The sequence below is a fragment of the Thiomicrorhabdus indica genome (assembly GCF_004293625.1).
Taxonomy (GTDB): Bacteria; Pseudomonadota; Gammaproteobacteria; order Thiomicrospirales; family Thiomicrospiraceae; genus Thiomicrorhabdus; species Thiomicrorhabdus indica.
In genome coordinates this window covers 2,340,112-2,363,569 of sequence record NZ_CP033040.1, presented here as the reverse complement: position 1 = coordinate 2,363,569, position 23,458 = coordinate 2,340,112, and the positions used below count along the sequence as shown (strand labels likewise).

Here is a 23,458-nt window from a genome sequence, read left to right as displayed (position 1 = left end):
TACTTTTCTGAGATGGGCGTAGCATAGTAGGTAAGAGTAATAAGCACTTGTTAGGAGGTGTTGTCATGGCTACTTTAATTGCACGTATTATCCAAGTAGATGGTGAAGTGGTGGTTCGAGACCCGCAAGGTAATGCTCGACTTGTGAATGTGTCGGACGAGTTGTATGCCGGAGATCAGATTCAGACTGGAAACGGAACCATTGTTATTCAATTGGTGAACGGTCAGAACGTTGATGTTGCACAGAATCAAGTGTTAGCTTTGCATGAAGAAATTCTTGAATCAGAAAATAGTGTGGCGAATGCAATCCAAGATCAGTCCTTAGAAGAGATTCTTGCAGACTTAAATAATCCTGATGGGGATTTGCTTGATCAAGTAGAAGCCCCTGCTGCCGGTGGTGGCGCTGAAGCAGGCGGTGCCATGAGTCTAGAAATTCGTGATATTTCAGATCAGGAAGGACAAGAATATAGCGAAGAGGGTGGCGTGCCTATTTTGACTCGTGTGGTTGAAACAGTTGACCCTGCAACTTATGACAATGCTAATTACACAGAAGCAGTTTTTGAAGAAGCTGTTAATGATGCGCTGGTAGATGACCAACCTCTCGCAGTGGATGATGCTTTCCAAGTTCCAGAAGATACTCTGATTTCAGGAAGCTTGGCCTTAAATGATGACCCTAGTGAAGATGGCGGTAATATTTGGAATTTAGTTTCTGAACCCTCCGGTGGGGTTGCAACGGTGAACGCCGATGGTTCTTTTAGCTATCAACCTAACCCTGGCTTTGAAGGTGAAGATAGTTTTCTTTATAGCATCACCGATATTGATGGTGATGTTTCCACTGCGACAGTTTTATTAACGGTCGATCCAGACAGTGTGCCTACTTTTGAGATTATTCCAACTGCTGCGGTAGTGGATGAAAGTGCTTTGCCAGATGGAACCGGTGGAGGAACTTTAACGACTTCTGGCTCGGTGCCAATTGAAACCGGAAATGACAGTGTTGCTACGGTTATAGTCGATGGTAAAGATGTTACTTTTGGTGGTAGCGTTGTTGGGGATTATGGTGTTTTAACCGTTATACGTAGTGGTGAAAATGCATACACTTGGGAGTACACATTAGATCAAAATGCCCCTCACACAGATCCTACTGCGATTGGTTCAGCTGATCAATATCTTGGTGAAACATTTACGTTCGAATTACAGGACAGTGATGGGGATAGTGTGACGTCAAGTTTAGACATCCAAATCAATGACGATGGTCCTATTGCGGTGAATGATACTGGCGATGTTCCTGAAGACAGCAGTGTAACGGTGAATGTCTTAGATAATGATTTAAGCGGTGCAGATGGTGGTAAAACCTTGGTTTCTGCCGAATTAGAAACTGCAGATGCTGGTCAGATTGAATATGACGCGAATGGTGATGTCAGCTTTACACCTGTTCCAGGTTTTGAAGGTGAAGTCGTCATTAGTTATGTGATGCAAGATGCAGAAGGTGACCCTGATGAAGCGATTCTAACTTTAACTGTGGCGCCTGACAGTGAGCCTGTTGTTTTAGGTGCATCGGGTGTTGTCAGCGAGAGTGCCTTACCTGATGGTTCTGGTGGTGGAAGCACAATGACTACGGGTACCTTTGGTATTGATACAGGTGGTGATACAGTTGCAAGCTTGATTGTCGCTGGCCAAGATATGACCGCTGGAGGAACTGTTTCGGGTGTCTATGGTGATTTATCTGTTGCGGTGGATGCGTCTGGTAGTTATAGCTGGAGTTATGAATTAAATGATAACGCACCTCATACTGATCCAAGTGCTGTGGGAGCTGGTGACCAGTACCCAGAAGCCTTTAGTGTTGAGGTGACCGATAGTGATGGAGATGTTGCTGCCTCAGCATTGAATATTCAAATTAATGATGATGGACCAGTCGCACTAGCTGACAGCACAACGGCGAATCAAAACCAAACGATTACCTACAATGTATTAGGAAACGATAGTTCCGGTGCCGATGGTGGTTTATCTTTGGTTGGAGCGACCTTGCAATCGGGTTCAGGTACTGTCGGTTATGATGCAGACGGTAATATTACTTTTACACCGGCCGGTGGATTTGAAGGCGATGCCGTTATTAACTACACCGTGAGCGATGCAGAAGGCGATTTGGATGTGTCGTCATTAACCATTACTTATCCTGAACAAAATATTGGTATTCAAATTGTTGCAACCGATAATCACGCTTGGGAACCAGTGATTCTAGGGAATGATTACTTCCCTAATGAAGAATATGCTGAGCAATCCTCAATTGAACCTCCGAGTGCTCCAGAAGATGTGGTGCTTTTTACCATTAGCCGTTCAAATGTGGATGCTAGTTCTGATGACAGCGAAGTACGTTTCACACTTGGTTCAAATCAAGGCGAAAGTTTAGAGCCTGAAGATATTGAACAAGTCAAAATTGTTGATGCCAACGGCACAAATTGGTTAACAAGTCCCTCTGAGATTCAAGACTTTATGAATAATGGATGGACTGTGCGATTAACTGGAGCAGATTCAGCAACGGTTGAATTATTGCCTATTAATGATGAGCTACCAGAAGGCTATGAAGCTTTCAGCGGTAATATTTCAAACTCAACTAATGGCGATATTCTCGTTTCAAGTGCTACGGCTGGATTTGAAGATGATGGAAATGAACCATTATCAGCATCTGCTGAAGATATTTTGGCAGACGATGTCTCTATGGTTACTCCTGATTCGTCCGACAATGTGTTTACGACAAATGTCATGCCAAGTGGTGGCTCTGGTGGCTATAGCTATGCAATTGCATCAACTCATGTTGACCCAAGTTTTGGACACTTCTCGGTAGATGCGAATGGACAAGTGTCTTTCACACAAACTGCCGCCTATGATCATGAAATCACTTCTGACTTCAAAGATAACGGCGCAAGTGTCGATATTGTTGTCAGTGATAGCTATGGTCGTAGTGTTACGCAAACAGTGAATGTTGACATCACAGATGATTCACCTGAAGCCACTTTAGACAGTAATAGTGTTATTGAAGGCGCTTTATTGGAGGTTGATGCTGCTCAAGGTGTGTTGGCAAACGATACCAGCGGTGGTGATGATTATGGCATCCCAACTATTACAGGGATTGTTGCCGATTCAACGGGCGATACAAGTGTCGCCATTGTGAATGGTAATGTAGGTTCAAGCATTGCTGGGGCAAAAGGGGACTTAACACTCTATGCAGATGGTTCTTATGATTACCATGCGGAAGCAAACTCATCTCCAGGTAGTGATACATTTGTGTACACCATTAAAGATGTTGATGGTGATACCTCAACCACGACTTTAACCATTACTCTTGGGGAAAGTGGCCTAAGCGCTTCGGCCAGCGATATTTTGGCAGATGATGCTTCCATGGTAACGCCAGATTTAGCAGACAATGTGTTTACGACTTCTGTGGTGCCAAGTGGTGGTTCCGGTAGTTATAGCTATGCGATTGCTGCAGGACATACCGATCCAAATTTTGGTAGTTTCTCTGTTGATGCGAATGGGCAAGTCAGCTTTACCCAAACCGCGGCTTATGATCATGAAGTAACCTCTGACTTCAAAGATAACGGCGCAAGTGTCGATATTGTTGTCAGTGATAGTGATGGTAATAGTGTCACCCAAACGGTGTATGTTGACATCACGGATGATTTACCAGAAGCAGGTAGCTTCACGAAATTAACGGTTGATAATGTTGATGGTGATTCAGACTCTGATACTAATGCTGGATTCTTATCTGGTGCAGACGAATGGGGTAATATCTCTTTAGGTGGAACGGCTCCTGAAGGGGTGACTTATAGCTCTTCGACGGCTTCTGACGGAACGGTAACTCTGACTGCAAATGATGGCACTGATGATGTCTTTACTTTGAGCCTTGAAGAAGATGGAGATTATGAGTTTACGTTATTGAAAGCGGATGCTGGAGAAACTGTTTATGAAATGGCATTTGATAATACCAACGCTGGCTCACCATCTGAAACTTATGACGGTTATACAGGTATTAGTGTTTCAGCAAGTGGAATAAATGATTTAGTCAATCCAAGTAATAATGGTATTGCAGGTGATGCGAACAGTCTTGCTGTGGGTGAGGCTTTGACATTTACTTTCGATGACTCTCAATCTGGTGTGGATCAATTAATCTTTGGGTTAAAAGCGCCACAAGGCGGCACATTTAATTACGAGTTCTATAATGGATCAACGCTTGTTACTGGTGCCACTGGATCTGTTTCAGCAGAAAATAATGGTGATATTTCAATTCAAGCGCCTAGTGACTTTACAGCGGTTAAATTGACGGTTGTGGAGAGTCCTGCTGACCTTAAAATCACAAGTCTTGAAACGATTGATTTAATCGCTGCACCCGGTCAAGAACTTGAATTTACCGTTGATGCGGTTGATGGCGATGGCGATTCGATCACAGGAACAATTAATGTTGAAATTAATTCAGTAGATCCTGATCCACAAGTTCCATTAACCTTTGATGATAGCTTGATTGTGAAAGAAAATACCAGTGACACAGTCGGTTCGGATACTTTCGATGACATTATCGTTGGGGATAAAGGCGGTAACAATACGGTTGTGAATCCTGCCGGAGACTACAATATTTCGATTATTGCAGACACTTCAGGAAGTATGAGTTCAAGAATGGATTTGCTTGAAAGTTCGCTAAAAAGCTTTGTTGATAAACTTGCTGATCATGATGGCCATATTAATTTGCAGATAGTGACCTTCGCTGGAAGTGCTTCAACAGAGGTGAATGTTGCGAATCTTCAAGACTTGAATAATGGTCAATTAAATCAAATTAAATCGACGATTGATGGTTTTGATGCTGATGGCGGTACCAACTATGAAGCTGGCTTTGAAGCGGCTGAAAATTGGTTGTCAAGTCAATCAAATGGTTATGATAATTTGACCTACTTCCTAACCGATGGTGATCCAACCCTTTATAACGGTGGTGGTAATGGTAGTGATACAACTGATGAAGTAATTTTGGAATCAGTGGATGGTTTCCAAGGATTATCAGCCATTTCAGAAGTCCATGCGATTGGTATTGGCAGTGGTGTTTCTGAAGATACATTGGCGCTATTTGATAACACCGATGTGGTTGGAACAGAATCCTTTGATACCACAATTGAGTTGGCCGACTTTAGCGGCTCAGATGAGCCTTTGGATACTGAAAGTGATTGGACTTTCTCAGGTGATTCGAATTCAGAAGGGTATATCAGTGATTACTACAAAGATCTTGTAATTGGAGATATTTCTCATGACCCAAGTTTAGCTTCCAAAGCGACTAGTAAAGTTATCACGATGAATGCTAATGATTGGATTACGTTTGAGTATTCTACAGATAATTTTGGATCTGACGATTACTTCAAATGGTCATTGATTTCCGTTTCTGACGGCTCAGTGATTGACTCAGGTACTCGATCAGATTCCAATGGAACTACGATTTCAACGAGTGCGGTTTCAGTTACGGGTGATTACCAATTAGTATTTGAGGTTGAGAATGTAAGAGGTGGAGAAGACTGGGCTTATATTGATAATATTGTTCAAAACTCCTCGATTGATGTAGATAAAGGTGTTCCTACAATCATTCATACTGCAGATGAGTTAGACGCTGCTTTAACTGGTGGAAGCACCGTGGTCAACCCTGATGACGTTGGAGACGATGTATTATCCGGTGGTTATGGTGACGACATTATCTTTGGTGATGCACCTGAAATTCAAGGACATGAAAACGAAGGATGGGATGGTGTTCTTGATGCCGTGTCAGCAGATACTGGATCTGCAAATCCATCAGATCAAGAAATTATGGACTTCTTGAGAAGTAATCTTGATCAGCTTGTCACTCGATCAGACCAAGGTGGGGATGATACGTTAGATGGTGAAAGTGGAAATGACCGACTATACGGTGGTGCTGGCGATGACACTCTAACCGGTGGTTCCGGTTCAGATACCTTTGTTTACCGTGCTGGAGATAACGGTACCGATACCATTACAGACTTTGAAGTCGGTTCTTCTGGCGATCGTCTGGATATTGCTGACCTTTTGGAAGGAGAAGAGGCAGCGGGTGCAGATTTAACCGAATATCTTGAGTTTAGCTATGATAGTGGAACTGGTAACACAACGCTAGAAATCAGTCCTGATGGGGCAGCAGGTGCTGTTGCGAAACAAACGATTGTCTTTGAAGGTGTGGATTTGACCAATGGTGGAGCACATAGTGACCAAGATATTATTGATAACTTGTTAAGTGATGATAATTTAGACATTGACAGTTAGTTATCTAGGTTATCTTCAATACTCACTTACAAACTTTTAAGACCGCCTAAAATGGCGGTCTTTTTTTTATGTCTAGAAGAATTGAAAAAAATGATTTATCCAATTTTATATTCCTATCGTCGTTGTCCTTATGCCATGCGATCGCGTTTGGCGATTTATTTTTCAGGCGTTAAAGTTGAGCAGAGAGAAATTGTCTTTTGGGATAAACCTGAACCAATGTTGCAAGCGTCCCCTAAAGGAACCGTTCCTGTATTGGTTTTACCAGAGAGTGAAAATCTACCGGCCGGTAAAGTGATTGATGAAAGTTGGGAGATTATGCAGTGGGCGTTAAGGGAGTCCGATTTGTTACCGGCCGGTCAAAAAGATCAAATTAACCACTGGCTTCAACAAAATGATTTTGAGTTTAAAGGGCATTTAGATGCCTACAAATATCCGGATGATTTTCCAGAGATTGAGAATAAACAAGCCCGTCAGAAGGGTGAAGTATTTTTACAAAAATTGGAATTAGCTTTGCAGTCTTCAAGTTATCTTTTGGGCGAAGAGTTATCAGTTGTGGATTTAGCCATTTTTCCATTTATTCGGCAGTTTGCGCATGTGGATAAAATTTGGTGGCAATCAGCGAATTATCCGGCATTAAAAACTTGGCTGAATAAACACTTGGAAAGTGATTATTTTAAAGCCGTGATGAAAAATCGTCCGGTTTGGCAGAAAGGTCACAGTGCTTTGCTGGTGCATGAGCCTGAATTGCAAACCAAAGATCAATTTCGGAAAAAAGCCGAGGCTTGATCGTTCCTCTGGGTAGTCATTTTCTGGTCTGATTATTCTGGATTGCTTCACCCTTGCTACACCCTTGCTTCACCCTTAAAGGGTTCGCAATGACACTCGCCGTTTGAGTCATCGCGAGCAAAGCGCGGCGATCTATAACTGTTTTTTCTAGGAATGTGCGTGTTTATAAGGCATAGATTCCTTGTGGTATAAGTTCTACCGGCCGGTAAATTTTAACGTCGGTGCTTTAGTTTTATGGCTTCTCTGGCAAGCATGAGCAGGCCAAAAATACTTAGATAAAGTAGCGGTAATAATAAATCAGCCTTGACCAGCATAATGTAATGGATAATTCCAAATAGAGTGATTGGGTAGACCAATTTGTGTAACTGTTGCCATCGTTTCTTTAGTCGTCGCTGCCAACCTTGCGTTGAAGTGATTGTCAGCGGAATCAATAAAATAAATGCGACAAAGCCCAATAAAATAAACGGTCGTTCATAAATGTCTTCAATCGTTGCTTGGATATCAAACACCATATCAAAGGTGAAGTAGCTGCTTAGATGTAAAATGGCATAGGCCATAGCACTTAACCCAAAAATACGCCTAATTAAGTGCATTGGTATTGGCCATTTAGGTTTTAACAAGGCTTGGATAGGCGAAATGCTCAGAGTGAGTAGCAGAAAATAAATTGTCCAGTCGCCAGTAAAATGAATCAGTGTTTCCGCAGGATTTGCCCCTAAATTACCTGTCAACAAAGACTGCACAAGATAACCGGCCGGTAGCGCACAAATGAAACTGAAAATCACAATTCGAATGGAAACAGACATAAGTAATCCTAGTAGTACTGCTTCAAGTCCATACCTTTATACAGTCCAGCCACGTCATCAGCATAGCCATTGAAGATGAGAGTTTTCTTTTTGAAAAAAGATCCGAGAGGGCGTTCCTTTGCTTGTGACCAGCGTGGGTGCGGCACATTTGGATTGACGTTTGAGTAGAAGCCATACTCGCTTGGTGCGGATTCCATCCAACTGGAGGTCGGCATTTTATCGGTTAAGCGAATGGTGACAATCGATTTGGCACTTTTAAAGCCATATTTCCAAGGCACCACTAGACGAATTGGCGCACCGTTTTGATTTTCTAGTTCTTTCCCATAAAGTCCGGTTGCCATAAGTGTGAGTGGATGCATTGCCTCATCCATACGCAGTCCTTCGCGATAAGGCCAATTGAGTACATTGAATTTTTGCCCTGGTAGGTTTTCACGATCAAGAATACTGATAAATTCAACATATTTTGCACTTGAATCAGGTTGAACCTTGTTCAGCAGTTTGCTCAACGGGAATCCAATCCAAGGTACGACCATCGACCAACCTTCAACGCAGCGGAACCGATAAACTCGCTCTTCTTGTTCAATTTTTAATAAGTCGTCCATGTCAAAAATTTGTGGTTTTGCGCAAAGACCTTCAACACGAACTTTCCAGTTATCGGTTTTGAGTAAATGTGCATAACGAGGAGGATCTGATTTGTCCGTTCCCAGCTCGTAAAAATTGTTGTAATTAAGTGCGTGCTCAGAATCGGTAAGCTTTAAATTGGGTTGGTAATTTGGGTTTGCACTGAAATTCAGTGCTGCCAGAGTGGGGAAAGCAGAGAGCGATAGGCCTGCTGCAACTCCTGCTCGAATAAATTGACGACGATTTAAAAAGAGTTTTTCATCGGTGACATCAAAATCTTTCAGTGAGTATTTCATAGCATTAGCCTCCAAGCAATGATTCACTTTAGGGTAGTCCGGTTGATGAGTGGTGACAAGCAAACTTTATGGAAAAATATTGAATGTCGCTTTCGCTGATCAAGTATAAGATTGATGAATGCATCATACATTTCATCCTCTGATATCGCCGTTCATGCTTTTTAAGTCTCTAAAAGCCAAACCCACAGCGCCTATAGTTTTGACCCAAAGAGCCATCCATAACCTGAATGAAATGGTAAGAATATCACCGGCCGGTAACGCTTTCGCTTGCAAGCAATGATTGTCCCTAGATTCATTTTCTGTCAAGCATTACAATAGTTGAAATATTATGTATTAAGCACATGTTGCAATCTAGAAGAGAGAAACAATGGGTCAAACACACAATGCAGTAAAAATTGGAATTGTCGGCGGAACAGGTTACACCGGAGTGGAGTTGTTACGCATCCTTGCAAATCATCCTCAAGCTGAAGTGACGATGATTACCTCGCGTTCTGAAGAAGGTGTGGCTTTGGCAGACATGTTTCCCAATTTACGTGGTCATTATGATTTGCGTTACTCAGTGCCGGATGCAGAAAAGTTGAAAACTTGTGATGTAGTGTTTTTTGCCACGCCACATGGCGTGGCCATGAGCATGGCTGAAGAGTTGACTGATGCAGGTGTGAAGGTAATCGATTTAGCAGCGGATTTCCGTATTGAAGACTTGGATGTCTGGTCAAGTTACTATGGCATGGAGCATACTCAGGCGAAGCTTTTTGAGAAAGTGGCCTTTGGGTTGCCTGAGTATTACCGTGAAAAAATCCAAAAGGCTCAAATTGTCGCCAACCCAGGATGTTATCCGACAAGTACTTTATTGGGATTGTTGCCGCTGTTAAAAAACAATTTAATCGATGCCAGTCGAATCATTGTGGATGGTAAATCCGGTGTGTCCGGCGCTGGACGTGGTGCAAATGTGGCGATGCTGGGGGCGGAGATGTCGGAAAGCTTCAAAGCTTATGGGGTTGCTGGACATCGCCATCAACCAGAGATGAAAGAAAAGCTCGAAGAATTAAGCGGACAAGAGGTGGGATTAACCTTTGTGCCGCATTTAATTCCGATGGTGCGTGGGATGGAAAATACCATTTATGCCACTATGACCAGTGACCAGTCTCAGGAACAGTTGCAGGCGCTTTACGAGCAAGCTTATGCAGATGAACCGTTTGTGGATGTCATGCCGGCCGGTAGTCTCCCTGAGACTCGCATGGTTAAAGGTTCAAATATGTGCCGTATTGCCATTTATCGTCCAAAAAACTCCGACCAAGTGGTGGTGACATCCGTGATTGATAATTTGGTGAAAGGGGCAGCAGGACAAGCCATTCAAAATATGAATATTATGTGTGGCCTTGATGAAACTATGGGCTTGAATCAAGTCGCATTGTTACCATAATCTAATGTTTAAAATCGTATTTGAGTTTAAGAAATTCTTGCACTCAGTCAAGTTTATTGAATTTTGTTATAATTAACGTTTATGCGGCTTCATTGTGGAAAATATGGGGACTCAATCTAATAGCAGTAATCTATAAAAACTGCATTGATACCCAAAAAGAGGAACATTAAACATGTCTGATATCCCAACACCATTGGATTTTACAGAAGCAGCTGCGGCAAAAGTCAGCGGCTTAATAGAAGACGAACAAAACCCGAATTTAAAATTACGCGTATATATTACGGGTGGTGGCTGTTCCGGTTTCTCTTACGGTTTCACCTTTGATGAATCGCAAGCAGAAGATGACACAGTGGTCACCAAAGATGGTGTCACATTGCTTGTGGACTCAATGAGCTTTCAATATTTAGTGGGTGCAAAAATTGATTATTTAGAAGATTTGCAGGGGGCTCGATTTGTGATTGAAAACCCAAATGCCACGACGACTTGTGGCTGTGGCTCTTCGTTCAGCGTTTAAAGCACTCAAAAATTCAGGGCAACTTATGCAATACATACCAGGTTTAGCGGGCGTTCCGGCAACGGAATCTCAGATTTCATACATCGATGGTCAGAAAGGCATTTTGACTTATCGAGGCTACGACATTCAGGAGCTAGCGGAACATTCATCGTTTGAAGAAACAACATTGTTATTGTTGTTCGGAGAACTGCCAACTGCTGATGAACTGGAACGTTTTGAGCAACACATGCGTGAAAATCGTCGTGTGAAGTTTAATATTCGTGAAATCATGAAAAACCTACCGTCAACTACTCATCCAATGCACATGTTGCAAGTTGTGGTTGCCAGTCTTGCAAGTTTCTATCCAAGTACTGAATATATGAAAGGCGGAACAGAAAACCAAGACTACATTAATGATGTAACGGTAAAAATCATCGCACACATGGGAACTCTAGTTGCTATGTGGGAACACATGCGCAACGGTTTCGACCCGATTGAGCCGCGCAAAGATTTAACTTATGCTGAGAACTTTTTGTATATGTTGAATGGTGAGGAGCCTGATAAAGATTGGGCTCGTTTGTTGGATGCGATTTTGATTTTGCACGCTGAGCATACGATTAATGCATCGACTTTTACCACTATGGTCACTGGTTCAACTCTTGCAAACCCTTGTTCTGTGATTGCTTCAGCGATTGCGTCGCTTTCAGGACCGCTTCATGGTGGAGCGAACCAAAAAGTGATTGAGATGCTGGATGAAATCGGTTCGCCTGAAAATGCACGCCCTTATATTGAAAGCCGTTTGGCTGATAAGAAAGTGATTTGGGGAATGGGGCATCGAGAGTACAAAACAAAAGATCCTCGTGCCAATATTTTGCAAAAGTTATCCAGCAAAATGCTGGAAGGAAAATCTGAAAAATTAAGCGCTTCTTTTGCCACAGCTTTGGAAGTGGAAAAAGTGTGCGAAGAACTTCTTGGACACAAAGGCGTTTATCCAAATGTCGATTTCTATTCGGGTATTTTGTATAAAGAGATGGGCTTTGATCCAGGTCTGTTTACGCCGATTTTTGCCGTGGCTCGTTCCGCTGGTTGGATGGCGCATTGGCGTGAGCAATTACAAAACAATCGTATTTTCCGTCCGACACAAATCTATAAAGGGAAAGGCTCGGCATGCTATTTGCCAATGGATGAGCGTGGGTAGGAGTATCCACATTTTAAAGACGACAACAGATTTTCAAAAGATACTCTTAAAACACATTATTGGTTGATCTTTGAGAGCTCGGCGCAGCCATTTTCGGCTTGCGACGCTTTTGAAAACAAGTTATTCCATTCATTACCCAGTTCTTGTTTCTTAGGGTTGCCAAACGCCTCCTAAAATCGCATTCCTTGTGGCGCCAGTCACGTCTTTTAAATTTACCGGCCGGTGTTCTAATCGTTGTTTTGCCAACCAAGCGAATAACATTCCTTCAATAGCGACTGGATTAATCTTTTTCTTGCTTGAGCTTTGAACATTTGCATTGGGTAAATGTGCTTGCAGACGTTGCATTAAATATTGGTTGTAAGCACCACCGCCGCAAACCCAAATATTGCCTTTTGAGTAATCTTTTTTTGTTGAAATTGCCTCTGCAATGGTGATGGCTGTGAGTTCTGTCAGCGTTGCCAATAGATGACTTGGTTCGATTGTGTCTATTTCAAACTGATTTAACCATTGCCAGTTAAATTTATCCCGGCCGGTACTTTTGGGCGCAGGATATTTAAAATAGTCATCAGTAAATAGTTTCTCTAATAGTTCTCTATGAACTTTTCCTGATTCAGCTAGTTTGCCATTGATATCATATGGTTGATTAAAAAAACGCTGACACGCTTCATCGATTAAACAGTTTCCAGGCCCTGTATCAAACCCCAGTAGCGCTTCTTGAGAGTCACCGGCCGGTATTAAACTGATATTGGCAATACCACCAATATTGACAGCCACTGAGTTTTGATACGGTTCAGAAAATAGAGACTGATGAAAAGCAGGCGCAAAAGGGGCTCCTTGGCCGCCTAAAGCCATGTCATCAATCCGACAATCTGCAACAGTCGTGATTCCAGTCTGTTTTGCGATAATTGCAGGGTGACCAATTTGCAGGCTCATGCCAATGCCGGGAGCATGAAAAATTGTTTGTCCATGCGAACCAATGGCTTTAATGTCACGCGCCTGTAAAGATTCCTGTTTTAAAAGTTGTTGAGCGGTTTCAGAAAATAACCGGCCGGTAGAAACTTGTAACTGGCAAAACGTATCCAGTGAAAGTGTGTTTTGTTGATTGCAAGCCAACAGATTTTTTTTCAAGTTTTCAGGAATAGGGTGAGAATATAAAGCAAGAAAGTTGGGCGTAGAGTCTGCTTCATTGAAAGCGACCAGTGCTGCGTCAACCGCATCAACACTGGTGCCGGACATGAGGCCAATATAGAGTTCTGTATTTGTGGTCAAACCCGATTACTCAAAGTTCTGAACTAACTGTTCATTTGTGCTGATTCGATCCAGCTGTGACAACAAAAAGCTAGACGTTTGCATAAATTGATCGCGATATTTGGCATCAATTGGTCCTGCAGCTGGGAATTTAAGCTTCAGTGGGTCAACATGTTTACCGTTAATACGGAATTCGTAGTGAAGGTGGGGGCCGGTAGAGTTTCCGGTACTGCCCACATACCCAATGATTTGCCCTTGCTTCACCATTTGGCCTTTTTTGAACTTGCCATATTTGGACATATGGGCATAGAAGGTTTCATAGCCGTTAGTGTGACGAACTTTAATCGCTTTACCATAGCCGCCTCTCCAACCACGATAGGTGACTTGGCCATTTCCGGTCACTCGAATGGGTGTGCCAGTTTTGGCACCATAATCGACTCCACGATGAGGTCTCTTAACCCCAAAAATCGGGTGCAAACGTTTTGGGTTGAAACGAGAGGTAATGCGAACGGTATCCATTGGCGCTTTTAAAAAGGCTTTTTTCAGGTTGTTACCTTTCTCATCGTAATAGCCGATGATTTCACCATTTTCACGCAACACAAAACCATTGTGAATTTGTTGGCCATTATCCGTAGTGATTTGTGCAGCAAGAATGTCACCATCACCAATGTATTCACCATTCAGGTAGCGTTTTTCATAAATGACTTTAAAGCGATCGCCCCCTCGAAGTTCACGCGCAAAGTCAACATCCCAAGCCAACATGTCGGCTAATTCCATAATACTTTTCGGGCTTAAGCCAGCACGCTCTGCCGCAGGATAAAATGCACCAAGTATTTCACCATGTGTTACAACTGTTCGAACTTCAACATCTTTGACTTGTTTGTGGATATGAAAGCCTAAATCAGTTTTGACCACCTCAACGGTGGTGAGTGCCGATTTTGGATAATGGATTTTTTCCAGCTGTCCGTCGCTATCAAGCCAGACTTTCAGCGTATCACCTGGTTTAATAAATGTAATCAGCTTGCTGTTTTCACTGGTTGCTAATTTGTGAATGACTTGTTTCGTGATTCCTACTCGATCTAAAGCGGTGCTAAGAGAATCATTTTTTTTGATTTCTACTGAGATAGGAGCATTTTTTTGTTTGTTTTGTGCGGTGTTGATAGACCCGTTCTCAAGACTGAGAAGAGCATTCGGTGCAGGCAAAGGCATTGAGGTTCTAATTGGCTCAATAGGCAGATTCGCGTCCGAATTGCTCGGCAGGCTAATAAGGAAAGCCGAACAAAGAGCTATCGATGGAACGGCAACCCATTTAGCCATCCATGGAAAAGGGCGTGAACGAACAAGTTTTTTCATAATTTCAGCAACTTTGCATTTTGCGTATGAACATTAGTTTAATTATAACGCTTGGGGCGGTGGTTTTAAATGCTCAAACCTTTATGGGAAGCTATTTGGTGACTTTATTTGCTAACACACTCATGTAAATACGTTGGCCTTTTTCCAAATCGATTAGACTTTCAATCTGGTGCTTGTTTACTTTTGCCCAATTTGCGATATCTTTAGCCCCGGCCGGGTCGTCAAAATCAATCGAAATAATTGCGTTTTTTTCAAGTTTACGAGCGGTTTGCTGCAACTTAATGACTGGCATTGGGCACTTTAAACCAAAGGCATTAAGGTGTTCTTGACACTGGTTTTCAAGTTGTTCAAGTTCCATAGGTTTTCCTTAAGTCTTGCGTGAATTTCAAATGGACTTAATCAAGTCGAAAGTTACATTAAACGATTCAAAAGCCAGCGTCAAAATACGTTATAATTTTGCGATTTTCAAAATCTACAATTTTAAACGAATGCACTCGGTGCATTGTAATAACACTAAGGGGTTTTTCGGTGTCGGCACAAGCAGCAACAGATATCAATACCTTCCAAGGGCTTATTCAAACCTTGCAAGCTTTCTGGGCGAGTCATGGCTGTGTGGTCATGCAGCCTTACGATAACGAAATGGGTGCAGGAACTTTTCACCCATCAACATTCTTACGTTCAATTGGCCCTGAGCCTTGGCGTGCTGCTTATGTACAACCGTGTCGCCGTCCAACGGACGGGCGTTATGGTGAAAACCCGAACCGTCTTCAGCATTATTATCAATTCCAGGTGATGTTAAAACCTTCGCCAGATAATATTCAAGAGCTGTATTTAGATTCGTTACGTGCTTTGGGTATTGACCCGTTAGAGCATGATATTCGTTTTGTCGAAGATAACTGGGAATCACCAACGCTCGGTGCTTGGGGATTGGGTTGGGAAGTTTGGATGAATGGCATGGAAGTGACACAGTTCACTTACTTCCAACAAGTGGGTGGTTTGGAGTGCCGACCAGTAACGGGAGAAATCACTTATGGCCTTGAACGAATTGCAATGTATTTGCAAGGGGTCAACTCCGTTTACGATTTGACATGGGTAGACGGCCCAGAAGGTAAAGTCACTTATGGAGATGTTTTTCATCAAAATGAAGTGGAAATGTCACGATACAACTTTGAAAAAGCCGATACTGAAAAATTATTCCGCACCTTCGATGAGTGCGAAGAAATCTTCGCTAAGTTAGTTGAAGATAAATTGCCTTTACCTGCTTATGAACAAGTACTGAAAGCCTCTCATGCATTCAATATGTTGGATGCCCGTCATGCGATTTCTGTGACGGAACGTGCGCGTTTTATTGGTCGTGTTCGTACGATGGCTCGCCAAATTGCTGAAGCTTATTTCGAAGGGCGTGAAGCATTAGGCTTCCCATTGGTGAAATCTACGCAGGAGGCAAAATAATGAGTGCGACATTTGATTTTCTAGTCGAAATTGGAACGGAAGAATTGCCTCCAAAGGCACTGAAAAAACTGTCTGAAGCTTTTGGGTCAGGCATTGAAGCGGGTCTTGCTGATGCAGAATTAAGCTATGGTGAAGTGAGTCTTTATGCTTCTCCACGCCGTCTAGCCGTTCGTGTTCAAGAGCTGCAAGCGAAACAAGCCGATAAAACGGTTGAGCGAAAGGGCCCAGCCAAAAAAGCCGCCTTTGATGCCGACGGAAATCCAACCAAAGCTGTGGAAGGTTTTGCTCGTGGTTGTGGCGTAACGGTTGCTGAACTGTCTGAGCAAGAAACACCGAAAGGCACTTGGATGGTGTATTTCATGGAACAAGCAGGGCAAGATGCCAAAGAATTACTGCCGGCGATTGTGTCCCAGTCTCTTGCAAAATTGCCGATTCCGAAGCGTATGCGCTGGGGAGCGTCAGACGTTGAATTTGTGCGACCTGTGCATTGGGCGGTGATGTTGGCAGATTCTGATGTGATTCCTGCGACGATTCTTGGACATCAAACCTCAAACACCACGCAAGGACATCGTTTCCATGCGCCTCAAAAAATCACGATTGCGAATCCTGGTGACTATATCAATACGCTTTGTACTCAAGGCTATGTCCAAGCAGACTTTTCAACGCGTGCCGATATGATTCGCCAGCAAGTTGAAATTGCTGCCAAAGAACACGGTGGCGTGGCACAAATTGATGAAGATTTGTTGGATGAAGTCACAGCCTTGAATGAGTGGCCGCAAGCTGTTGTAGGCGACTTCGATGAAATCTTCCTGAGCGTTCCATCTGAAGCATTGATTTCAGCGATGAAAGGTCATCAGAAGTATTTCCACATGTTGGACGCCAATGGCAAATTAATGGCCAAATTTATTACTATTTCAAACATTGAAAGCTCAAATCCAGCATCGGTGAAAGATGGAAATGAACGTGTGATTCGTCCTCGTTTGTCGGATGCGAAGTTCTTCTGGGATCAAGATCGCAAGCATCCTTTAGATGACTTCTTGAACCGCTTAAAAACGGTTGTTTTCCAGCAAAAGTTAGGAACCTTGTTCGATAAAGTTCAGCGCTTAGAAACACTGACTGTGAAAATTGGTCGAGGATTGGGCGTTGAATCAGCGTTGTGTGAAAGAGCTGCGCGATTGTCGAAATGTGACTTGATGAGTGAAATGGTCGGTGAATTCCCTGATTTGCAAGGTATTATGGGGCGTTATTATGCAACCGAAATGGGCGAAGATACTCAAGTTTCCGAAGCTTTGTCCGCACAATATCAACCACGTTTTGCTGGGGATGATTTACCGGCCGGTGGCGTTGCTCAGGCTTTAGCGATTGCTGACAAGCTAGACACTATCACGGGTATTTATGGTATCGGTCAAATCCCAACTGGCGATAAAGATCCATTTGCATTGCGTCGTGCGGCCTTGGGTATGCTGCGTATTATGATTGAGCAAAAACTCGATTTAGATTTGCGTCAATTGATTACCGAAAGTTGGAAGCTCCATCTTGAATATCAAAGTTCGCAACGTTCGGGAACAAGCGGAACGGCTACTGTTACAAAAAAAGGTGCTACTGAAAATGAGATTCTTATTGATGAAATTTACGACTTCATTATCAGTCGTTTGAAAGCTTACTATGCTGATCAAGGGATTTCAGCCGAGCAGTTTGAAGCTGTTCGTGTGTGTCGTCCAGCGCATCCGATTGACTTTTCTCAGCGTATTGCCGCGGTGGCTTATTTTGCGCAAATGGATGCAGCGGAAAGTTTATCTGCGGCTAATAAGCGCATTGCAAACCTACTGAAAAAAGTCGATGGTGTGATTGCTGAAACAGTTGATACGGGACTGTTTGAAGGTGATTCAGAAACCGCTTTGTGGAGCGCCCTGGAAAACTTGCGTGAGAGTGTCAGCGAGCAGATTGCAGAGCATAACTATCAAGCGGCAATGGCTTCGCTGGCAACCATTCGACCACAAGTCGATGACTTCTTCGATAATGTGATGGTCATGGCAGAGGATGAAAAAGTGAAAAATAACCGTTTAGCCTTATTGAATCAAATTTATCAATTGTTCTTGCAAGTCGCGGATATTTCGCGTTTGTCGTAACATTGATTGGTTTTAAGAATTCCCGCAAACGCGGGAATTTTTTTGTTTTGATCTTAAGAAAAAGCGAAAAACCGGCCAGTAAACTATTTTAAAAACATGGCTTGTACCCTTGCGTTGTAAATTCGTTCGAGAGTCGCTCGACTCGGGTCGTTCATGCCAAATGATTCTTTTTAAAAAGTTTACCGGCCGGTTCAAATGAAAGCTTGTTCGATTTTTTAAGTCTATAAAATATGAATGAAAAAATTATTGTTTTAGATCGCGATGGCGTGATTAATTACGATTCCGACGCCTTTATTAAATCGGCCGATGAATGGATTCCGGTTGATGGCAGTTTGGAGGCAATCGCGCGTTTAAAATCGGCAGGGTGGAGAGTTGCTGTTGCGACCAATCAATCGGGTATTCGTAGAGGTTATTACTCGCGAGCAACTTTAAGCGCGATGCACTTAAAAATGCGAATGGGTTTGAGAGAGTTAGGCAGTGAAGGTGTTGATTGGATTAGCTTCTCTCCCTACTTGTCCAATGACAACTCGCCCTCTAGAAAACCGAATACTGGTATGTTGCAGTCGATAGAGAAAGCATTAAATGTATCGCTTGAAGGCAAACCTATGGTTGGAGATACGCTTGGAGATTTGCAGGCTGCCAGAAACCATGGCATGCATCCCTATTTAGTGAAAACAGGAAAAGGTATGAAAACTCTGCAAGCTCAGCCAGAGTTTCTTGAAAGTGTACCTGTATTTGAAAATTTAGCTCAATTGGTTGACCATTTATTATGCAAATAATTTACTTTATTCGCTCGTTGTTATTTGCAACTGGACAAATTAGTTCAATGCTCCTTTTCTCAGTTCTCGGGCAACTGACACGTCCGTTTCCCGTAAAAACACGCTACCAATTTATGCATTATTGGGCTAAATTCTGTATTTGGTGGTTACGTGTCACATGCGGTGTGAAATACAAAATTCATGGACTTGATAAAGTTGACCCCAGCAAACCAAGCTTGATTTTAGCCCGTCATGAATCGGCTTGGGAAACCCTTGCATTCCAAAAGATTTTTCCAAGACAAGCCTATGTCTTAAAACGTGAGTTATTAAGTATTCCTTTTTTTGGCTGGGGAATGAAGCTTTTGAATCCGATTGCAATTGATCGTTCTGCAGGTCGAAAAGCTTTAAACCAAATGCTGAAAGAGGGTGTTGAGCGTTTGCATGGGGAAGATTGGGTGGTGGTTTTTCCTGAAGGGACTCGAATGCCAACCAATGAGCTTGGAAAAATCAATGTGGGTGGTTCCATGTTGGCGCTGAAGGCAAAAGTTCCTGTTTATATTGTGACGCACAATGCCGGGAAATACTGGTCGAAAAACAGCTTTATTAAAAAGCCGGGGACGATTGAAGTTTTTATTCGCGAACCGATTGAGTCAGATGAACTTGAGCAACTGAGTGTTGCGGAGCTGAATCAGAAAATTGAACAGTGGTTCCAAAAATCGCTTCCAGATATAAAGCCGGATGATAAAGTGAGTTCTTCGCGCTAGATGAGAAGATTTTGACTTTGTGTAGCGAATTTATAGTTAAATCAACCCATACAAATATCCAGTACATTTTGTTACTACAATTGGCGTAAGCTTTGCTTTAAACTGGTATCTGTCAAAAAACGAGCACTGATACCATGAGTAAACTTGCGACAATGCTGGGACTGATTCTCGGTCTTATTATGATTGGAAGCGGAATTTATGACTTTGAAAGTCAGCAATTGATTGACGCTTTTTTCAATCCTCAAGCACTTGCGATCGTGCTGGGTGGCTCTCTTGCAGCCTTACTTATCAATTATCCTTTTAAACAAGTTTTATGTGTTTTTCATGGTTTTGTTAAAACGCTTCGAGACGAACCGGTCACGCCGGATGAGCTTATTGACGATCTTGTTAGTTACAGCCATACCGCCAAAAACAAAGGGGTTTTAGCGCTCGAAAAAGAACTCGAGATGGTGGATAACCGCTTTTTGCGTTTTGCCATGACCGAAATGCTAATTTATCGCGACAAAGACCAACTAAAGCAAAAACTAATTTCCCGTCTACTGCAAACTCGCCTTCGACATCAAACCTGCCAAGAAGCCTTTGAAAACCTCGCCACCTATGCACCTGCATTCGGAATGCTGGGCACGGTGATGGGGTTGATTATGATGATGACCGTTCAGGTTGGTGGAGGTGACTCTTCTCCTTATGGTTCGGATTCAACCGAGCTCTTAGGCGGTTTGTTAACGGGAATGGGTTTGGCGCTAGTTACGACCTTTTACGGTGTTCTTTTTGCCAATTTATTGTTTTTACCTATCGCAGGCAAGCTTCGAATTTTAAGTGATGCAGAAATGTTGCAGAACGAGATGATTATTGAAGCGGTGATGGCGATTAAACAGCAAGAATCGACTTTATTGGTTCGTGAGCGTTTATTGTCTTATTTGAATGATTATCTTGAAGAGGAAATCATTGAAAAGGCGGTAAATCAAAGCATAACGTAATGACTTCTGGCTGATCATATGCATTTGTCTTCTGAAACCAATGACAACCATCCTGTTCTGTCCGAGAAAGGTTTACCGGCCGGTACAGAATTGGTTTCTGGTGAACATCATTCATCCATCTTAAAACGCTTAATGCGAGCATCTGGAGCAAGTGATTCCAGTCACAGTGCCAAGAAATCTTGGCTGATTATTTACATTTCTTTATTTAGCGGGCTGTTAGCTTTTTTCTTGCTGAGTGTTTTGTTGGTTGAATTGGAATTTTCTGATGATAAGCGGCTGTATCAAAAGCTTGTTAAAAATATTTACATGGAATCTGAGGCGTATAAGACGAGCTACGATTTGCCTTGGTTACGTATTGAAAATACTTTGAATCATGGCGTACGGTTGAGTTTTGATACGCAGTTATTACACAATCAGGAAATTCTTCAATTCGATTCTGCGCAAGCCAAAATCCATCCCGATTTTGTTCCTTATTTATTGCAAGTGGCAGGGCTTTTGCAGCACCTAAAGTTGAATGATGACAATGCTATTCGTCAGAACTTGAGTAAACGTTTACAGAAAAAGAATAAATTTTTGACGATGCAAATCCGTGTGGCTGGTCATACGGATGCGCGACCCATGGCTAAAAATGCTCGCTTTAAAGACAATGTTGAATTGAGTAGTTTTCGCGCGTTTGCTGTCATGCGCTATTTACAAACGCATAGTTTAATGCCACGTGCACAGTTTTCGATTGCGGGCTATGGTGGTTTTAAACCCGCACTAAGTGATGCCAATGCCCCTCAAAACCGTCGTATTGAAATTTATATTACCCCAGTCATTAAACCGGTCGGCTTTGAGGTATTGAAAGCGCCAGCACCATCCACAATTTCAGATGATTCTGTCATTGCACGAGGCGAGTTATGAGTGCTCGTAGCCGTGCCAAAAAAGGATGGATGCTTGCGTTTGCAGACATGGTCACGTTGCTGATTACTTTTTTTATTATGATTATTGTCGTTAATAAGGCAGAGATTAATCAGTTGCAAAAATGGTCAGAACGCCAAATTGACCAATCCTACTTGTACTTGCAAAGTAACGTTTCCTTACAGAATCTATCATTGCTTGATGTGACGAGAGTGCCTCAAGGTATTTTATTGCGTATACAAAATCCGCTGGCATTTGAGTCGGCCAGTTATCAACCGACTGAATTGTTAAGTAGCCAATTAAATGAAGTGGGAAGACTGCTTTCTGATACGCCGATTTTACAAGCTCGTGAAAATGCAGAACCTTCAAAGGTCATCGCCAAAGCCAAGCAAAATGGCTTTGAGTGGTTGTCGGAGGTTATTATTGAAGGTCACACCGATAATGATCCGGTTGATCCTTTGTCTCCGTTGCGCAATAACTGGTTTTTAAGCGCTATGCGAGCTCAAGCGGTGATGCAGGCACTTTATACCAATAGTGGGTTGCAGCCAGAGCAGTTTTCAATCATGGGGATGGGCGAATATCACCCTGTGGTGGTCAATTCGTCAGCGGAAAATAAGAACCTTAACCGACGGGTAGAGATTTTAATTAGTGCTGGGTTTCAGGAAGCACAGAATATTTGAAGTTAAATTCGGGTAAGTAAATTATGTGATTGGTAAGGTTCAATTTTCACTTTTGATTTTAGTGTTAAGTTTGAAGTCTTACTAACAGTTTTTTGTTCATTTCTTTGTGCTGACAAAAGACACAAAGAACTCGACGCCCGAAGGGGTAAGTCGAGAAACGAATCAAACAAAGAACTTGGTGTCTAGCCAAGAAAGAAAGCTGGCCCCTCTCGTTTCGTTTTATCTCGCTAGGTTCACCATCTGGCGATTTCGAACTCGTTACACTCAAACGAAGAACTAGACGCCTCTTAGAGGGTAAGTCTAGAAACAACTTAATCGCTATTCAGAAGCTTTCACCAAGCTCGAAATAAAACTCACTTCGAAGGGGGAGTGGGCGCTCAGCAATAAACTTCTTATAAAGTTTATTCGCAACTATTTGATTCAATCAGAGATTCCTTAGGGCAACTGCCAATTGATTGGGGTTTTGCCATGTGCCATCAGATAGTCATTGGTTTTGGAAAATGGCTTGCTACCAAAAAAGCCGCGATAAGCCGATAAGGGCGATGGGTGCGGACTTTTAATAACCAAGTGGCGCGAGGCATCAATTTGTTTACCTTTCTTCTGGGCGTAAGCTCCCCATAAAATAAATACGCAATGGTCGCAATGTTGATTGACCTGCTTAATGACTTCGTCGGTAAATTGTTCCCAACCCATATTTTGATGGGAGTTTGATTTGCCGGCTTCAACCGTTAAAACCGCATTGAGTAACAACACACCCTGTTCTGCCCATGGCTGCAAATACCCTGTGTGCGAATTATCGACACCAACGTCTTCCAATAACTCTTGGTTAATATTGATGAGTGATTTTGGTAAGGGTTTTACATCTGGCTGGACGCTAAAACACAGTCCATGTGGATGGGTGGGGTTGGGGTAAGGATCTTGTCCAATAATCACCACTTTTACTGATTGAAGTGGCGTGGAGTTCAATGCATTAAACCAAAGTTTACCGGCCGGTAAAATCTGTTTGCCAGCGTTTTTTTCGGCAACTAAATAAGCTTTTAATCGTTGCATATATTCAAGGTTAAACTGTGGTTGAAGAACCTTTAGCCAAGAGGGTTCAAGCTGAATAGGATTGCTCATTGTTTGTCTACGGTTTGAATTTTTGTAACAGAAATCTATGGTATGATTTTTTAGGTTTTGGCTTGGAAATAGGCAGCGGAAAATAAAATTTCATTTTCACGTTTATCTGCCACGAGTTGCCAAACCTTTATCGCGATAGTCAATATGCTATTTTAG

The 23,458-nt window shown here is 42.6% G+C and carries 18 protein-coding genes; 12 read left to right on the top strand and 6 right to left on the bottom strand.

Annotation, left to right across the window (positions count from 1 at the left end):
- Nucleotides 1-65: 65 nt before the first annotated feature.
- Together D9T12_RS10400 and D9T12_RS10395 are read left to right on the top strand one after the other, a co-directional pair.
- Entirely contained in the window at nucleotides 66-6,302 is a 6,237-nt protein-coding gene (locus tag D9T12_RS10400; protein ID WP_130538107.1) for a retention module-containing protein, read from the top strand.
- A 90-nt stretch (nucleotides 6,303-6,392) separates the two neighbouring features.
- Nucleotides 6,393-7,088, top strand: a complete 696-nt coding sequence (locus D9T12_RS10395) for a glutathione S-transferase (protein WP_206199096.1) — start codon at nucleotides 6,393-6,395, stop codon at nucleotides 7,086-7,088.
- A 212-nt stretch (nucleotides 7,089-7,300) separates the two neighbouring features.
- Here D9T12_RS10395 and D9T12_RS10390 read toward each other — a convergent pair whose 3' ends face one another.
- Together D9T12_RS10390 and msrP are read right to left on the bottom strand one after the other, a co-directional pair.
- Nucleotides 7,301-7,891 carry a protein-methionine-sulfoxide reductase heme-binding subunit MsrQ gene (locus D9T12_RS10390; protein ID WP_130538106.1) on the bottom strand — a complete coding sequence of 197 codons (591 nt, stop codon included), beginning with the start codon at nucleotides 7,889-7,891 and terminating at the stop codon, nucleotides 7,301-7,303.
- A gap of 8 nt (nucleotides 7,892-7,899) precedes the next feature.
- Nucleotides 7,900-8,808: a protein-methionine-sulfoxide reductase catalytic subunit MsrP gene (msrP, locus tag D9T12_RS10385; protein ID WP_130538105.1), complete on the bottom strand. Its 909-nt coding sequence runs from the start codon at nucleotides 8,806-8,808 to the stop codon at nucleotides 7,900-7,902.
- A gap of 367 nt (nucleotides 8,809-9,175) precedes the next feature.
- Here msrP and argC point away from each other — a divergent pair, with 367 nt between their 5' ends.
- From argC to D9T12_RS10370, 3 genes are all read left to right on the top strand, one after another.
- Nucleotides 9,176-10,231: an N-acetyl-gamma-glutamyl-phosphate reductase gene (gene argC, locus D9T12_RS10380; protein ID WP_130538104.1), complete on the top strand. Its 1,056-nt coding sequence runs from the start codon at nucleotides 9,176-9,178 to the stop codon at nucleotides 10,229-10,231.
- Nucleotides 10,232-10,403: 172 nt separating this feature from the next.
- Nucleotides 10,404-10,745, top strand: coding sequence for an iron-sulfur cluster insertion protein ErpA (gene erpA, locus D9T12_RS10375; RefSeq protein WP_130538103.1), 342 nt, complete (start codon nucleotides 10,404-10,406; stop codon nucleotides 10,743-10,745).
- 25 nt (nucleotides 10,746-10,770) lie between these two features.
- Nucleotides 10,771-11,922: a citrate synthase gene (locus tag D9T12_RS10370; protein ID WP_130538102.1), complete on the top strand. Its 1,152-nt coding sequence runs from the start codon at nucleotides 10,771-10,773 to the stop codon at nucleotides 11,920-11,922.
- Between the two features lie 150 nt (nucleotides 11,923-12,072).
- Here D9T12_RS10370 and D9T12_RS10365 read toward each other — a convergent pair whose 3' ends face one another.
- The 3 genes from D9T12_RS10365 to D9T12_RS10355 form a co-directional block, all read right to left on the bottom strand.
- Nucleotides 12,073-13,191 carry an anhydro-N-acetylmuramic acid kinase gene (locus D9T12_RS10365; RefSeq protein ID WP_130538101.1) on the bottom strand — a complete coding sequence of 373 codons (1,119 nt, stop codon included), beginning with the start codon at nucleotides 13,189-13,191 and terminating at the stop codon, nucleotides 12,073-12,075.
- Between the two features lie 6 nt (nucleotides 13,192-13,197).
- Nucleotides 13,198-14,523 (bottom strand): M23 family metallopeptidase, encoded by a 1,326-nt coding sequence (locus D9T12_RS10360; protein WP_240693179.1) that lies wholly within the window; start codon nucleotides 14,521-14,523, stop codon nucleotides 13,198-13,200.
- A gap of 91 nt (nucleotides 14,524-14,614) precedes the next feature.
- Entirely contained in the window at nucleotides 14,615-14,881 is a 267-nt protein-coding gene (locus tag D9T12_RS10355; protein WP_130538100.1) for a sulfurtransferase TusA family protein, read from the bottom strand.
- Between the two features lie 170 nt (nucleotides 14,882-15,051).
- Here D9T12_RS10355 and glyQ point away from each other — a divergent pair, with 170 nt between their 5' ends.
- From glyQ to D9T12_RS10320, 7 genes are all read left to right on the top strand, one after another.
- Nucleotides 15,052-15,975 (top strand): glycine--tRNA ligase subunit alpha, encoded by a 924-nt coding sequence (gene glyQ / locus D9T12_RS10350; protein WP_130538099.1) that lies wholly within the window; start codon nucleotides 15,052-15,054, stop codon nucleotides 15,973-15,975.
- A complete protein-coding gene (gene glyS, locus D9T12_RS10345; protein WP_130538098.1) occupies nucleotides 15,975-18,104 on the top strand; it encodes a glycine--tRNA ligase subunit beta in 2,130 nt (709 codons plus the stop codon). The genes glyQ and glyS overlap by 1 nt, the downstream gene beginning before the upstream one ends.
- A 230-nt stretch (nucleotides 18,105-18,334) precedes the next feature.
- Nucleotides 18,335-18,883: a D-glycero-beta-D-manno-heptose 1,7-bisphosphate 7-phosphatase gene (gmhB, locus tag D9T12_RS10340; protein ID WP_130538097.1), complete on the top strand. Its 549-nt coding sequence runs from the start codon at nucleotides 18,335-18,337 to the stop codon at nucleotides 18,881-18,883.
- The gene (locus D9T12_RS10335; RefSeq protein ID WP_130538096.1) at nucleotides 18,874-19,626 is read left to right on the top strand and encodes a lysophospholipid acyltransferase family protein; all 753 of its coding nucleotides are present in this window, start codon (nucleotides 18,874-18,876) and stop codon (nucleotides 19,624-19,626) included. Before gmhB ends, D9T12_RS10335 begins: the two co-directional genes overlap by 10 nt.
- A gap of 134 nt (nucleotides 19,627-19,760) precedes the next feature.
- Complete coding sequence (locus D9T12_RS10330) at nucleotides 19,761-20,603, top strand: motility protein A (protein WP_130538095.1); 843 nt, start codon at nucleotides 19,761-19,763, stop codon at nucleotides 20,601-20,603.
- An 18-nt stretch (nucleotides 20,604-20,621) separates the two neighbouring features.
- Nucleotides 20,622-21,506 carry an OmpA/MotB family protein gene (locus D9T12_RS10325; protein WP_130538094.1) on the top strand — a complete coding sequence of 295 codons (885 nt, stop codon included), beginning with the start codon at nucleotides 20,622-20,624 and terminating at the stop codon, nucleotides 21,504-21,506.
- Entirely contained in the window at nucleotides 21,503-22,183 is a 681-nt protein-coding gene (locus D9T12_RS10320; protein WP_130538093.1) for an OmpA/MotB family protein, read from the top strand. Before D9T12_RS10325 ends, D9T12_RS10320 begins: the two co-directional genes overlap by 4 nt.
- A 435-nt stretch (nucleotides 22,184-22,618) precedes the next feature.
- Here the strand turns inward: D9T12_RS10320 and ung are convergent, their stop codons facing one another.
- Nucleotides 22,619-23,302 carry a uracil-DNA glycosylase gene (ung, locus tag D9T12_RS10315; protein ID WP_130538092.1) on the bottom strand — a complete coding sequence of 228 codons (684 nt, stop codon included), beginning with the start codon at nucleotides 23,300-23,302 and terminating at the stop codon, nucleotides 22,619-22,621.
- Nucleotides 23,303-23,458: the final 156 nt, after the last annotated feature.